The sequence below is a fragment of the Blautia sp. OM06-15AC genome, from assembly GCF_003481425.1.
In the GTDB taxonomy this organism is placed as follows: Bacteria; Bacillota; Clostridia; order Lachnospirales; family Lachnospiraceae; genus Fusicatenibacter; species Fusicatenibacter saccharivorans.
In genome coordinates, this window is sequence record NZ_QULD01000003.1 from 227,486 (window position 1) to 241,390 (window position 13,905).

Genomic DNA, 13,905 nt, shown 5'->3' on the forward strand with positions numbered 1-13,905 from the left:
CTTATGTTCTCTTGGTCTATCCTAAAAAATCTGTCTTTTTGTGTCATAATTTCGCATTACAGCATTATAGCACAAGAAAGAATCCCGCGCAAGGCTGAAGTCGCCTTGAAACGCGGGATTCGTGAATCACTTTCTTACGCAGTGAAACAGCAAGTGTTTCACTGCTGGGTGAACAGTAACGCGGGATTCTCATCTGCTTTTATCGCTTTTTAGTTTGTTTCCATTCTCGTTGTCGTGAGCTGATCCGGGGATAAATTCAGGATTTCCATAAACTCATCACCTGTGATCGTCTCTTTCTCATACAGATATTTTGCCAGCTCGTGGAGTTTCGGCATGTTATCTTTTAAGAGCTGCTCTGCTTTGTCGTACTGTTTTCTGACTGCTGCAACAACCTTCTCATCAATCTGTGCTGCTGTCGATTCGGAGCATGCCAGGGAAGTGTCACCGCCGAGGTACTGGTTCGTTACCGTCTCAAATGCAACCATACCAAATTCCTCGTTCATACCGAAGCGGGTGATCATGGCTCTTGCCACCTTCGTTGCCTGCTCGATATCGTTCGAAGCACCTGTCGTGATGGAATGGAACACCAGATCCTCTGCCACACGGCCGCCGGTCAGGGTTGCAATCTTGTTTTCCAGCTCTTCACGGCTCATCAGGTTGTGCTCATCTTCATCCACCTGCATCGTATAGCCGAGGGCGCCGGACGTACGCGGGATAATGGTGATCTTCGTAACCGGAGCGGAATGGCTCTGCAGTGCTGCGACGAGTGCATGGCCGACCTCGTGGTAGGAAACGATCAGTTTCTCTTTGTCGGTCATGATCTTATTCTTCTTCTGGTATCCGGCGATGACAACCTCAACGCTCTCCTCCAGATCCGCCTGGGTGACGAATTTTCTTCCATCACGGACGGCACGGAGTGCTGCCTCGTTGATCATATTGGCAAGTTCTGCACCAGAAGCACCGGATGCCATACGTGCGATCGCATTGTAATCGACATTGTCGCCCACGCGGATGTTTTTCGCATGGACTTTCAGGATTTCCTCACGGCCTTTTAAGTCAGGCAGTTCAACCGGCACACGGCGGTCGAAACGGCCCGGACGAAGAAGTGCCGGGTCCAGGGAATCCGGACGGTTCGTCGCTGCCAGAATGACAACGCCTTTCTTTCCATCGAATCCATCCATCTCGGCAAGCAGCTGGTTCAGGGTCTGCTCACGCTCGTCGTTTCCGGAGAATCCGCCGCCGTCACGTTTTTTGCCGACGGTATCGATCTCATCGATAAAGACGATACACGGTGCTTTCTCATTTGCCTGCTGGAACAGGTCACGCACCTTCGCAGCTCCCATGCCGACGAACATCTCGACAAACTCAGAACCGGAAATGGAGAAGAACGGAACATTTGCCTCTCCGGCTACTGCCTTTGCAAGCAGCGTTTTACCGGTTCCTGGAGGGCCGACAAGCAGTGCTCCTTTCGGCATTTTTGCACCAATTTCTTCATATTTTTTGGGATTATGCAGGAAGTCAACAATCTCCTGTAAAATTTCTTTTGCCTCATCCTCTCCGGCAACATCTGCAAATTTAATGCCGGTTTCGGACTGTACATAAACCTTGGCGTTGCTCTTTCCAAAGCTCATCGCATTTCCCATGCCGCCCATCATCTTGCTCGTCATGCGTTTCATCAGCCACTGTCCGAGCGCAACCATCACAACGATCGGTATTACCCATGTTAAAAGAAATTCCATGAGTGGCGACATCTGCTCTATGATCGGCGTTCCGAATTCGGTAATACCTGCCTCATATAAACGATCTACCAGCTTGTAATCATTCATCACACCCGTCTTATAATAATTCGCCGGGCTTGATTTGTCGCTGAAAATAATCTCATTTGACTGGATCTGGACTTCGCTGATTTCGTTGTTATCTACCATCTGCAAAAATTTTCCGTAATCAACTTCTGTTACTTTTGGCTCGAGAAGTCTCGGGAAAAGCAGAAGATTTAACAGCAGAATGACGATCAGCGCAATCACATAATAAAAAATTATGGGTTTTTTCGGTTTTTGCACCTGTTTCATCTGTATCCCCTCCTGTTTCTTGATTTTCTTTCTTTTTTAGTAGCATAAACTTTTCTTTCGCTAAAATCAATCAAATTCTGACATTTCATGAAACTTTTATACTTTTTTATATTTTCGCTATAGAAAGGTAAGTTTCTTGCTTTTCCATCTGTTTTCGGCTATACTTGCGAAAGACTGGGAAAGTCTCTTTTTGAAATTTTGCCCCGAAATGACAGGGTTCATTCGATAAAAAAGCTATAGAAACGGAGGTTTTGTGTATGGGACACAGGTTTACATATGTGGTTTTGCCGGAGGAGGAACGGGAAAATCTGACTGTGGAATGGTTTCTCCGCCGGCATGGATATTCGCGCCATATTATTACGGGCTTAAAACGCACAGAGGACGGCATTTTCCGAAACGGCGTCCGCGCCTGGACGAGCCAGGCCGTGCACGCCGGGGATGTGATCGAAACGCACCTTGTCGAAACAGAACCCTCCGACGGAATTCTGCCGCGGCCGGTTCCGTTTTCGGTTGTGTATGAGGATGACGACATCCTCGTTGTGGATAAACCCGCTGATACGCCGATTCATCCGTCGATTGGAAATTATGAAAATACGCTGGCAAACGGCATTGCATGGTATTTTGAACAGAAAGGTGAACCCTTCGTCTACCGCTGCATCAACCGCCTCGACCGCGACACCACCGGCCTTATCGTGCTCGCCAAGCACGCCTTAAGCGCCGCCGTCCTCTCCCAGGCCATGCGCTCCCGCGAAATCCACCGCACGTATCAGGCCTTCGCCCTCGGCGAAACCGCTGCATCCGGCACCATCGACGCCCCGATCGCCCGCCTCAACGGCTCCCTCATCCAGCGCACCGTCGACTTTGCCTCCGGCGAGCGCTCCGTAACCCATTACCGCACCCTCGCGCACTGCTCCGTTTTCTCCCACCTCGAACTCAATCTCGAAACCGGCCGCACCCACCAGATCCGCGTCCACATGGCTTACATCGGCCATCCGCTGCTCGGCGATACCCTCTACAACAAAACTCCCGGCACTTTCCCCCGCCAGGCACTTCACTCTGCATCGCTCTCCTTCGTCCATCCGATCACCGGAGAACCCTTAAACTTCCACGCACCACTGCCGGAAGATATGCAAAACCTGCTGACATAAACCAACCCCCGTGAGTTGCCGCTCACGGGGGTTTTGTTGTCCCTGATGGAACTGTCATGTCTTTTTGCCGGTGACATTGTATCATACACAAAATTTAGTTTCAATCATCATTTTCATACAGTTCTGATTCTCGGTACTTCATCGATATGCAAATATTTGCTGATGCATTTCACAATCACATCATGATCCGAAACCTGTCCCATGCCGGACACTGCTACGGTTGCCACAACGCCGACTTCTTCCACGCAGATCGGAAAACCTCCGCCCAGCATTGCGTATTCCTTCGGGTCCAGTACCATCTGTTTTACGCTCTCCGGCGCATTCGTCGCTGCCATGTAGAGCTGCAGCGAACTCCGCTCCGTCAGAAGCACCGAATTGCTCTTCCGTCTCATCAGCTCCACATTGTGCGGCGTAATGCCGTTATCACAATACTGGAATACAACTTCCCCGTTGCTTCTGCGGATCATGATGCCAACCTGTGCTCCGCGCCGTCTTGCCTCCATCAGGATCATCGTTCCCAGTTCCCATGCGTCTGCATTTGTAAAATGCGTAAACTGCAGAATATCCTCCTGCATATCGAGCACTTTCATCAGTTCATCCATTGTCATTGTCATACTTTTGCCCCGTCCTTTCTGCCATTTTATATTTTTTTAGCTTTTTGCCCCTCGTTTTCTGACTTTCAGTTTATCATTTTCCCAAATTCAAGTCAAGCCAGCCACCACCGGCATTGGCTAACACGATATCACCGAAAAGCAAAAATTCCACGCCGCAGAAGTTCCCTCCCACAGCATGGAATTTCTCATTTTTATTTTTCTACCATAATACACTTCCGCGGGCAGTTCTCCGCGCAGAGGCCGCAGCCTGTACATTTTGCCGGGTCGATCTCCGCGCGCTGGTCCACAACGTGAATTGCATCCGACGGGCAGTTCTTCTCGCACTTCTTACATCCGATACAGCCGATCTCACACGCTGCCATCACCGCCTTGCCCTTCTCGGTTGAGCGGCATTTCACCGTGATCCTCTGCTCATACGGAATCAGGTCGATCAGATTTCTCGGACAGGCCTTCACGCAGGCACCGCATGCCTTGCACGCTTCGCCGTCCACAACGGCAATGCCGTTTTCAATATGGATCGCATCAAACTTACATGCCTTCACGCAGTTTCCAAAACCAAGACATCCGTTTCCGCAGCTCTTCGGACCGCCGCCCGGTACAAAACCAGCGTAGGAGCAGTCCCTTGCACCCGTGTATTCATACTTGTTCTTTGCCACGTCACACGTACCGGCGCACCGTACCACTGCTTTTCTGCGCTCCTGTGCTCCGGCTTCCTGTCCCATAATGGCACCGATCGCTGCCGCAACCGGCGCTCCGCCGACCGGACAGACCGAAATCGGGGCTTCACCCTTTACCACTGCAGCCGCCGCTCCGTCACAGCCCGGGTAACCGCAGCCGCCGCAGTTGTTGCCCGGCAGCGCTTCACGGACCTTCGTCTCGCGCTCGTCCACTTCCACATAAAACTTCTTTCCGGCAATTCCAAGGAGAATACCAATCAAAAGGCCGGTTCCACCCACCATCAGGGTGGCTGCTAAAATACCATTCATCTCTTCATCCCTCCTAGATCATTCCGGAAAATCCCATAAATGCCATTGACATCAGCATAGCCGTAAGAAGAACGATCGGCATTCCTTTGAATGACTCCGGGATATCGTTGTACTCCATCTTTTCCCGCAGGCCGGCCATCAGCACCATGGCAATTGTAAAGCCGATTGCGGTTGCCAGACCGTAAACCGTACCCTGCAGAATCGTGTAATCCTTCTGTACGTTGATGAGTGCCACACCGAGTACCGCGCAGTTTGTTGTAATCAGCGGAAGGTAAACGCCGAGCGCTCGGTACAGAGACGGAATCGTCTTTTTCAGGAACATCTCAACGAGCTGTACCAGCGCCGCGATGACAAGAATGAAAACGATCGTTTTCAGATAATCAAGTTCTGCCGGTGCCAGGATAAATTTGTAAATCAGACTTGTCACAAATGAAGAAATCGTGAGGACAAAAATAACCGCTCCGCCCATGCCGGCCGCCGTATCCATCTTTTTGGAAACACCGAGGAACGCACAGATGCCGAGGAACTGGCTTAAGACAACGTTGTTCACCAGCGCAGCACCGATGGCAATCAAAATCAGTTCTTTCATTTCGCTTCCTCCTTTCCTTTCACAGCCTGGCAGTATGCCTTATTGGCGCATGCCATACAGCCGGTCTCTTCTGCCGGGACTGCCGGTTTTCCGGTTTTCTCTGACTTCTGGCGTTTGATGCGGTTCTGCACCGCAACGAGCATTGCCAGCACAAGGAATGCACCCGGCGCCATGATGAAGATGTTTACCGGCTCGTAAGCATTCGGCATTACCTGGATACCGAACAGGGTTCCGGCTCCGATCAGCTCACGGAACATACCGATCAGGGTCAGGCCGACGGTAAATCCAAGGCCCATGCCGATACCATCAAATAAAGACGGGATCGGACCATGTTTTCCAGCATATGCCTCGGCGCGTCCCAGGATGATACAGTTTACAACGATCAGCGGGATGTAGATGCCAAGGGCGGAATAGAGTGCCGGAATAAAACCTTCCATCAAAAATTCCACGATGGTTACAAACGATGCCACAACAACGATGTATGCTGGCATACGCACGCCGTCCGGGATGATTTTCCGAAGCAGGGAAATCATCAGGTTGGAGGCGGTCAGGATGACCATCGTCGCAAGGCCCATGCCGATACCGTTCTTTGCAGAAGTGGTAACCGCAAGCGTCGGACACATACCCAGCATCATGACGAAGGTCGGGTTTTCTTTTATGATACCATTATAAAGCCGTTCCAGCGGCGTATCTTTTCTCATGAGTTCCCTCCCTCTCCGGAAAGCAGACCGGATTCGTTGCAGTAGTTAAAACAGCAGATTCCTGCATTGACACCGTTTGTTACAGCGTTCGTTGTCAGAGTTGCTCCGCTCAGCGCATCGATTTCATCATCCGCGGATGCGCCGGATTTTGTGTAGGAGAATGCTTCTACGTTTTTATCCTTGAACTGATTCTTGAAATCGTCTGTGTCGGCACGCATACCAAGGCCGGCCGTCTCGGAAAGTGACAGGAAAGAGATTCCCTTTGTCGTTCCGTCCGATGCAATTCCCATCGAGAACTGCATGCCGCCGCCATAGCCTTCGGTTGTGGAGATGATCTCAACCAGGCCGATCGTCGCGCCGGATGCGTCTTTTGCAAGCAGCAGTTCGTCAATCGTCTGTGCTTCAAAACCGTGGCCGATCAGTGCTGCCGTAAGCTCTGCCTGTTCCGCATCGCTCATTGTTACTTCTTCAAAGGAAACTGCCTCCGGGAATACGTTCTGGCAGGATTCCTGTTTTTCTTTTTCCTGCTGTTTCTGGATCGGCTCTAAGGTTACCTGGTGGGCCGCACCGAGAAGCAGGCCGGCGATCAGCGTAATCGCCGCAAGAATCAGGGCATTTTTTACTATTTTATTCATGCTTTCTTCTTGCCTCCTCTTCCGAATCCAACCGGCACGGTCACGCGCTCAATAAGCGGAACCAGAAGGTTGGTAAAGATGATGGCATAGGAAACGCCCTCTGCCGAATTTCCAAAGATACGGAATACACCGGTCAGAAGTCCTAAAATGACCGCGTAGATATACTGTCCCTTCTTTGTGATCGGGCGGGTAACGTAATCGGTTGCCATGAACCATGCGCCAAGCATCAGACCACCGCCAAAAAGATGCGCGCCAAGGAAGTTGATATCAAAACCGTGGCCGCCGAAAATCAGGGCAAATAAAAGCTCTGTTCCAATGTAGATGAGCGGAATATTGAGGTCGATCACATGAATACAGACAAGGAAGATGCCGCCAAGCAGAAGTGCCAGTGCGGAAGTCTCACCGATCGTTCCGGTCGTATTTCCAAGGAACATAGACAGCAGATTCACCTGCTCTCCTGCTTTTGCTGCGGCGAGCGGTGTCGCACCGGATACGGTATCCACGAGGTGTGCGGCTGCCGGGGCAGCGAAGTTTGTCATATGACCCGGGAAGGAAATCAAAAGGAAACATCTTCCTGCAAGCGCCGGGTTCATGATGTTCTGGCCAAGACCGCCGAAAAGCTGTTTTACAACGAGAATTGCAAACACACCGCCGATCACCGGCATCCAAAGAGGCGCCTGCACCGGCATGTTCATGGCCAGCAGAAGGCCGGTTACCAGTGCACTGCCGTCGGCAATCGTCACCGGTTTCTTCATTCCTTTTTCATACAGATATTCCGTCAGGGGACAGACTGCCATCGAAATCACAATCAGAAGCAGCGCCCGAAGGCCGAAATTCCAGATTCCCACGCAGGCTGCCGGGGCAAGGGCAAGCAGGACGGCAAACATGATTTTATCCGTCGTTACCTTGGACCGTGCGTGCGGGGAAGATGATACGTGTAATAATCCATTCATATGTAAGGTCCCCCTATTTCTTCTTTCTCTTTGCCAGAAGCACTTTACGCATTGAGCTGATCTCCTGCGTCAGCGGACGTCTTGCCGGGCAGATAAAGGAACAACAGCCACATTCACAGCACTCCATTCCGCCATATTTCAGGAACTTCTCTTCCTCGCCGTGCTCCGCAAAAACGGAAAGGCGGGCCGGAAGAATCTGACCCGGACAGACGGAAACGCAGCGTCCGCAGTTGATGCAGGCAGATGGTGCCAGCGCAGATACTTCATCCTCGGTGAGGCAGGTCAGTGCAGATGTTGTCTTAGTAACAGGAACATCCATTGTAAACAATGCTTTTCCCATCATCGGGCCTCCGCAGATGATCTTGACCGCCTCGTTTTTCAGACCGCCTGCCTGCTCTAAAAGTTCGGACAAGAGCATGCCGACCGGTACTTCAAAGTTGCACGGATTCTGTACAGCATCTCCCGTCACGGTAACGATACGGCTCATCAGCGGTTCGCCGAAGCGGACTGCCTGGTAAATAGCGGTCACGGTATCAATGTTATCCACGATACAGCCCGCGTCCGCCGGCAGCATGGAAGAATTTACCTTTCGTCCTGTTGCTGCATAGATCAGCATACGCTCGGCACCCTGCGGGTATTTCGTTTTGAGCTCCAGAACCTCAATGTTGTCCTCCGGAAGTACCAGCTCACGGAATTTTGTGATACAGTCCGGTTTGTTGTCCTCAATGCAGATGATTCCCTTTGCTTTCGGGAACATATGCAGCATGATTTTTAAGCCTCCGATCACCTTTTCCGGCTCTTCGAGCATTCTGCGATAGTCGCTCGTCAGATACGGCTCACACTCTGCTCCATTGACGAGAATGTGGTCAATTGCTGACGGATCTTTCGGGGATACTTTGACGTGTGTCGGGAAGCCTGCACCTCCCATTCCCACGATTCCGGCCTCTTTGATCTTGTTCCGGATCGTATCTGCGTCGAGTTTTTCCCAGTGCGGGCACTCCTCAAATGTTTCTTTTTCATACAACCCGTCGTTCTCCACAACGATACAATCTACCGGGGAACCGGCTGCGGAAACTTTTTTCTCAATTCCTTTTACCATGCCGGAAACTGATGCGTAAACAGGAGCCGAAACAAATCCTCCCGCTTCTGCGATTTTCTGTCCCGCTTTTACATGGTCGCCTTTTTGTACGATCGGCACAGCAGGCGCTCCGATGTGCTGTGACACTGCGTAATACAATAAGTTGCCCGGCTGCGCTTTGACAATCGGTTTGTCCTTGGAGAGCTCTTTTCCCTCGTACGGGTGAACGCCGCCATGAAAAGTATTTCTTTTCTTCTGAAACATGCTTTTCACCTCATCCTTTCTCTTTTCTATGCTACATTTATCAATTCACAGCCTTTTTTCGGTTTTTTATGCAAAAAAGGCTGGTGCATTGCCCTGATTATTTCGGTTATTCATATCGGACTTCTTTTAACAGGAGTCCGCATGCCGGTGCAAGAAAACCCGCACTTTCGCGATTTTTTGCTTTGAGAAGCTCCGTCATTGATGCGATATCCCGTTTTCCCATCCCGGCCTCCACAAGTGTTCCGGTCAGGATCCGCACCATGTGGTACAGAAAACCGGTTCCGGTATAGGAAATGATAAGAATCCCGTCTTTCTCGCAGAAATCAATTCCGGTAATCGTCCGTACTGTCGATTTTTTCATACGTTTGTTGGCACAGAAGCTCCTGAAATCATACGTTCCGATAAACGCTTTCGATGCTTCTTTCATTTTTTCCACATCGAGCGGTGCTTCCGGAAAATACACGTATTTCCGCTCGAAAACATGCTTTCTGCCATCGATCACGATACGGTATTCGTATGTTTTGTCCACCGCATTCAGACGGCTGTGGAAGCGCTCCGGCATCCGCGCGAGGCTGGTGACTTCGATGTCTTCCGGCAGATAATGGTTGATTGTCTGCAGAAGTTCTTCATCGGATAGATCCGTATGGAACTTTGCATTTGCGACCTGTCCCGCCGCATGGACGCCGGCATCGGTTCTGCCCGCGCCGTGGATCTCCACCGGCTCTCCTGCGATCCTGGACAACAGCGTTTCGAGCTTGCCCTGAATCGTGTTGTCCGTATTTCCCTGCTTCTGCCAGCCGTTATAGCGCGTGCCATCGTACTGCAGGATCATTTTATAATTCATCTTTTTCTTCCTTCCTCTGTCCTGTTCTTCCTCTTCCTTTCAAATCATTTTTCTCCAGAAATGGGCTTTTCAGAACCATTTTCTTCTTTCCAAAGTGGCAGCTTATCCTTCGGCATCCATGCTTTTCTCAATCAAAAAGCTTCGCAGCGCAGGACTTCGCGCCAGATTTGCTTCAAACAGCACCACTTCTGCTCCGCCCGGAAAGCTGTTCTGTAAAAATTCAGCGGCACGGCGGATCTGCAGTTTCACATCCTTTACTTCCTTCTCCACTTTTTCCTGTTCCAGTTCACATACCGTTTCAAAAAGCTCTTTCATCTGATCTGAATCGGTTTTGCGACATTTTTTAGCGGTCTCCTCGAGTTTTTTTAACTTTTTCAAGACCCGCGCATTCGTTTCTTCCTCGCCCTTTTTCAGCAGTCCCTGCTGTTTGCACACTGCAAATCCCTGCTCTTTCTGTTGTAGCCAGGATGCGTATGTCTCATCTTTTTTCTGCCTGCAAAGCCCGGTAAACTGGCGAAAGCACTCGGAGAGCTCCTTTGCCGTGTGCTCCTGCTTCTGGCAGCCGGATGCCTCTTTCTGAAGTGCCGCATGAAACAGAGACAGCAGTACAGATCGCTCTTCTGCGGAACCATTTGCCGCCATCTTCTGTTTTTCTGCCATGATTTTTCCGGAAAATGCACCGGTCAGAATCTCCTCTACACCGTAATCCTGTCCATATTTTTCGTAAATCCTGTAGTATGAGCTGAATTCCTCCGCCGTCTTTTCTTCCTGCAAATATTGTCCGATCAGTGCTTCGTCGACCGGAAAATGCAGGATTTCATAACTTTTCAGCACTGCCGACAAATCCTCCCAGCCGCGTGCTGTCACAAAACGCTTCTCATCCGCTTCATGCGAAACAGAATAAAAATGGTCACTGTGTGCCATAAGGTACGTTGTCACGGCGCTGTGGATCTGATTTTTCTCTGCATAGGAAAGCCACACGGAAAGCTCGGGAAGCACCTCGATCTTCCGCACACGGTCAAGCGTTGCCACATCAAATTCCCGCACAGATTTATTATATTCCGGCGGATTTCCGGCGGCCACGATCAGCCAGTCATCCGGGATGTGCTGATTGCCGAATTTTTTGTCCTGCAAAAGCTGCAGCATTACCGGAGCGAGGGTCTCGGAGACGCAGTTAATTTCATCGAGAAAGAGGATACCCCGCTTCTTTCCGGTCTGCTCCATGCAGTCATAGATCGAGGCGATGATCTCGCTCATCGTGTATTCCGTTGTATGTACCATTTTCCCTTCGATTCCACGTGTGCAGATCTCCGGAAGGCCCATGGCACTCTGACGCGTATGGTGTGTCATCGTGTAGGCGACAAGCCCCACACCGCACTCTTCTGCGATCTGCTCCATAATTGCCGTTTTTCCGATGCCCGGCGGGCCGATCAGGAGAATGGGACGCTGCTGCCGGAGCGGAACCAGCGGAAAACCAATTTCATCTCTTGCAAAGTATGCGCGCAGGGCTTTTTCAATTGTCTCTTTTGCTTCTTGTATGTTCATATGATCTCTCTTATCTTATGCACTCTTTATGTACTCTCGAAATCTTTCTGTGTTTGATTTTGCGAGATGCTTTTTTGTCAGTTTTGTTCAAAGAGTACATTCTTCTGTCAGCAGTTTTTTTGCCCATTTTGGGACAAGATTCATTTTTTCGGTCTGTCTGACAAAGACGAATGCCGTCTCGTAATCGGGCTTTTGTTCGGGATAAATTCCGTCTCCGTCGGTAAAATAGATCAACGCTTTTAAGTTTCGGAATACATGCTGTTTCCGCAACTCTTCCACTTTCTGAAAGACAGGACGGAAATCGGTTCCGCCTCGGCCCTTGATGATAATTGTTTCACGGTAAGCTTCCCATTCTTTCGGTGAATGGATCATCGTGACATCCTGCACGAAGCTGTCGCACTGGATCAGGCAGACGTTCCATCGGGAAAAGAAGTTTTCTTTTTCTTCAAGAATGCTGCGCGTCTCACCAAGGAACTTTGCTACAATTTCTTTTTTGCACGAACCGGATGTGTCGATCGCGATAACCAGCTCTTCGAGACGGTTTCCCTCGCGCGTCTCCGGCGGCTCGATGAAAGGGAAATTTCCGTAATACATAAGCCCATAATGGTAAGCGACTGGATCGAAGCTGTCGAGATCCAGCTCCATTTCCTCGCGGGTAACGGTAAAGCGTTTCAGGAAGCGGCGGTAATCGTACGCTCTTTTTTCGATCCCGGACAGGGTTTCTTTTTTTCCACCACGGTTCTGGCCTCGCAGCAGGCCGCCGGTGCCGTAGTTTTCCGCCAACTTGCGGGAAGCACGTTTCCAGACTGATTGAAAAGACTCGATAAGTTCCGGTTCTTTTCCCGGCACCAGCCATGAAACCGGAGACTGTTTTTCTTTTTCCGGCATCAGCCATGAAACCGGGGGCTGTTCTTTTTTTTCCGGCTCCGGTGTTTCTTTCCCAAACCGGCGGATGCATTCCAGCAGCAGGTGCTGATAGCCTTCCTTGAGGAACGATGAATTTTCGGCACACATGCAGAGTACAAAATCGGAGTTAAAATATATCGTATGACCGTCGGATGTGATGGCTTTTGTCCTGTCGGATGGCTGATGCTGAAAGAAAAGAATCGCTTCACCAAGTTCCGGGTACAACCAGCAGAGGTTTTTGCGGGCTTCTTCGAAAAGCCGGAGCGCCAGCGCTTCTTTTTCTTTTGTGGGCTTTTCTTTTTGAAACGCAGCTTCTGTTTTTCTGCTTTCCGTATTCTCCTGCATCGGATCCTGTGAGCTCCGGTTCAGGAGAATACGGAAAGCCTGCCATTTCTGCTGGTCGGCAGCAAGGTTGAGAAAACGTTTTCGGTCTGCATCGGACAGCCATCCGGTCTGCAGAATACGTTCCAGCTTTGAAAAATCATCCTCACGAATCAGCATTTCGACAGCGGGACGAATGCGTTTCCGCAGGTATGCAGTATATGCGGCTCGCTGTTCTTCCGGAAGATCCTGCGATTCACAAAAGCTGGAAAGTGCAGCCCGGAGGCGCTGCTGTTCGGATGTCGTCGTTCTGAAACTACTCCAGTCATCCATTTTATTCACTCCCTTACTCGCCGCGTTTTCTCACTTGCACTCAATCTTACGCTGCCGCGTAAGCGGCATTCGTCGTTCGTCAATTGAAAATAAATTTTCATTTGACTCACTTGCACTCAATCTTACGCTGCCGCGTAAGCAACATTCGTCGTTCGTCAACTGAAAATAAATTTTCATTTGACTCACTTGCACTCATTATATCGTCATTTTTGAGCATTGACAATGTTGGATCGTGTTATTTTTTTCACACTTTTACCATATTTTTATGATATACTTGATATTATAAAATACGATTGCAGTCGTAAAAGTGCAAAGGAGATCCTTTTTATGAACAAAGAAAACAGAAAAGCTGCCAAGGAACGGCGTGCCAAAGAGCGGGAGCACGAAGCGAAAGTAGCGCATTACAAAAAGATCTGGAGCTGGGCCGGACCGGCTCTGATTGTCGTTGTGATCGTCGGCCTTATTATTGCCAGCGTACTCGATTCCAAACGACTCTCTACCAAAAGTGCCTCGGAGGATACCTCCACAGCCTCATCGACCGCATCCGCCTCATCAGCCTCCACTTCGGCTTCTGCCTCTTTGCAGACCGACACTTCCCTTACCATCGAGGACGGTGATACCGTCAATATCGACTATGTCGGCTCCATTGACGGCGTGGAATTTGAAGGTGGAAACACAAAAGGAAACGGCGCTGATCTTGTGATCGGTTCTCATACTTACATCGATGACTTTGAAGAACAGCTCATCGGTCATCACCCGGGCGACAGCGTAGATGTAACCGTCACTTTCCCGGAAGACTATGGAAAAGACGAACTCAACGGAAAAGAAGCTCTTTTCAAAGTTACCGTCAACGGCATTTATAAATAGAACAGCAAAAAAGACATCCTCCACAGATTTTCCGTCTGCGCCGGATGTCTTT

The 13,905-nt window shown here is 50.1% G+C and carries 13 protein-coding genes; 2 read left to right on the forward strand and 11 right to left on the reverse strand.

All coding sequences use genetic code 11. The features are described 5' to 3' along the window. Nucleotides 1-209: 209 nt before the first annotated feature. Complete coding sequence (gene ftsH / locus DXB83_RS06340; protein WP_117509257.1) at nucleotides 210-2,069, reverse strand: ATP-dependent zinc metalloprotease FtsH; 1,860 nt, start codon at nucleotides 2,067-2,069, stop codon at nucleotides 210-212. 257 nt (nucleotides 2,070-2,326) lie between these two features. Between ftsH and DXB83_RS06345 the strand changes: the two genes are divergently transcribed. Continuing rightward, the gene (locus DXB83_RS06345; protein ID WP_118697356.1) at nucleotides 2,327-3,217 is read left to right on the forward strand and encodes an RluA family pseudouridine synthase; all 891 of its coding nucleotides are present in this window, start codon (nucleotides 2,327-2,329) and stop codon (nucleotides 3,215-3,217) included. Between the two features lie 113 nt (nucleotides 3,218-3,330). Here the strand turns inward: DXB83_RS06345 and DXB83_RS06350 are convergent, their stop codons facing one another. The 10 genes from DXB83_RS06350 to DXB83_RS06395 form a co-directional block, all read right to left on the reverse strand. Then, nucleotides 3,331-3,831: a heme-degrading domain-containing protein gene (locus tag DXB83_RS06350; RefSeq protein WP_022461366.1), complete on the reverse strand. Its 501-nt coding sequence runs from the start codon at nucleotides 3,829-3,831 to the stop codon at nucleotides 3,331-3,333. 191 nt (nucleotides 3,832-4,022) lie between these two features. Next, entirely contained in the window at nucleotides 4,023-4,817 is a 795-nt protein-coding gene (locus DXB83_RS06355; protein WP_117509259.1) for an RnfABCDGE type electron transport complex subunit B, read from the reverse strand. A gap of 13 nt (nucleotides 4,818-4,830) precedes the next feature. Further along, nucleotides 4,831-5,406 (reverse strand): electron transport complex subunit RsxA, encoded by a 576-nt coding sequence (rsxA, locus tag DXB83_RS06360; protein WP_022461368.1) that lies wholly within the window; start codon nucleotides 5,404-5,406, stop codon nucleotides 4,831-4,833. Further along, nucleotides 5,403-6,107: an electron transport complex subunit RsxE gene (rsxE, locus tag DXB83_RS06365; protein WP_118697357.1), complete on the reverse strand. Its 705-nt coding sequence runs from the start codon at nucleotides 6,105-6,107 to the stop codon at nucleotides 5,403-5,405. The genes rsxA and rsxE overlap by 4 nt, the downstream gene beginning before the upstream one ends. Continuing rightward, nucleotides 6,104-6,742: an FMN-binding protein gene (locus DXB83_RS06370; RefSeq protein ID WP_117801738.1), complete on the reverse strand. Its 639-nt coding sequence runs from the start codon at nucleotides 6,740-6,742 to the stop codon at nucleotides 6,104-6,106. The genes rsxE and DXB83_RS06370 overlap by 4 nt, the downstream gene beginning before the upstream one ends. Continuing rightward, nucleotides 6,739-7,695, reverse strand: coding sequence for an RnfABCDGE type electron transport complex subunit D (locus tag DXB83_RS06375; RefSeq protein WP_117814170.1), 957 nt, complete (start codon nucleotides 7,693-7,695; stop codon nucleotides 6,739-6,741). Before DXB83_RS06375 ends, DXB83_RS06370 begins: the two co-directional genes overlap by 4 nt. Before the next feature lie 13 nt (nucleotides 7,696-7,708). After that, a complete protein-coding gene (gene rsxC, locus DXB83_RS06380; protein WP_118697358.1) occupies nucleotides 7,709-9,037 on the reverse strand; it encodes an electron transport complex subunit RsxC in 1,329 nt (442 codons plus the stop codon). A 106-nt stretch (nucleotides 9,038-9,143) separates the two neighbouring features. After that, complete coding sequence (truA, locus tag DXB83_RS06385) at nucleotides 9,144-9,881, reverse strand: tRNA pseudouridine(38-40) synthase TruA (RefSeq protein ID WP_117760794.1); 738 nt, start codon at nucleotides 9,879-9,881, stop codon at nucleotides 9,144-9,146. 102 nt (nucleotides 9,882-9,983) lie between these two features. Then, entirely contained in the window at nucleotides 9,984-11,426 is a 1,443-nt protein-coding gene (locus DXB83_RS06390; RefSeq protein WP_117760792.1) for an ATP-binding protein, read from the reverse strand. Nucleotides 11,427-11,513: 87 nt separating this feature from the next. Beyond that, a complete protein-coding gene (locus DXB83_RS06395) occupies nucleotides 11,514-12,986 on the reverse strand; it encodes a vWA domain-containing protein (RefSeq protein ID WP_117760790.1) in 1,473 nt (490 codons plus the stop codon). A 327-nt stretch (nucleotides 12,987-13,313) separates the two neighbouring features. Between DXB83_RS06395 and DXB83_RS17140 the strand changes: the two genes are divergently transcribed. Beyond that, on the forward strand, nucleotides 13,314-13,853 hold the full coding sequence (locus DXB83_RS17140; protein WP_330418077.1) for an FKBP-type peptidyl-prolyl cis-trans isomerase: 540 nt from the start codon (nucleotides 13,314-13,316) through the stop codon (nucleotides 13,851-13,853). Nucleotides 13,854-13,905 lie beyond the last annotated feature (52 nt).

Coding starts and splice junctions, on each gene's coding strand:
- ftsH (WP_117509257.1), bottom strand. CDS start 2,069: ATGAAACAGGTGCAAAAACCGAAAAAACCCATAATTTTTTATTATGTG.
- DXB83_RS06345 (WP_118697356.1), top strand. CDS start 2,327: ATGGGACACAGGTTTACATATGTGGTTTTGCCGGAGGAGGAACGGGAA.
- DXB83_RS06350 (WP_022461366.1), bottom strand. CDS start 3,831: ATGACAATGACAATGGATGAACTGATGAAAGTGCTCGATATGCAGGAG.
- DXB83_RS06355 (WP_117509259.1), bottom strand. CDS start 4,817: ATGAATGGTATTTTAGCAGCCACCCTGATGGTGGGTGGAACCGGCCTT.
- rsxA (WP_022461368.1), bottom strand. CDS start 5,406: ATGAAAGAACTGATTTTGATTGCCATCGGTGCTGCGCTGGTGAACAAC.
- rsxE (WP_118697357.1), bottom strand. CDS start 6,107: ATGAGAAAAGATACGCCGCTGGAACGGCTTTATAATGGTATCATAAAA.
- DXB83_RS06370 (WP_117801738.1), bottom strand. CDS start 6,742: ATGAATAAAATAGTAAAAAATGCCCTGATTCTTGCGGCGATTACGCTG.
- DXB83_RS06375 (WP_117814170.1), bottom strand. CDS start 7,695: ATGAATGGATTATTACACGTATCATCTTCCCCGCACGCACGGTCCAAG.
- rsxC (WP_118697358.1), bottom strand. CDS start 9,037: ATGTTTCAGAAGAAAAGAAATACTTTTCATGGCGGCGTTCACCCGTAC.
- truA (WP_117760794.1), bottom strand. CDS start 9,881: ATGAATTATAAAATGATCCTGCAGTACGATGGCACGCGCTATAACGGC.
- DXB83_RS06390 (WP_117760792.1), bottom strand. CDS start 11,426: ATGAACATACAAGAAGCAAAAGAGACAATTGAAAAAGCCCTGCGCGCA.
- DXB83_RS06395 (WP_117760790.1), bottom strand. CDS start 12,986: ATGGATGACTGGAGTAGTTTCAGAACGACGACATCCGAACAGCAGCGC.
- DXB83_RS17140 (WP_330418077.1), top strand. CDS start 13,314: ATGAACAAAGAAAACAGAAAAGCTGCCAAGGAACGGCGTGCCAAAGAG.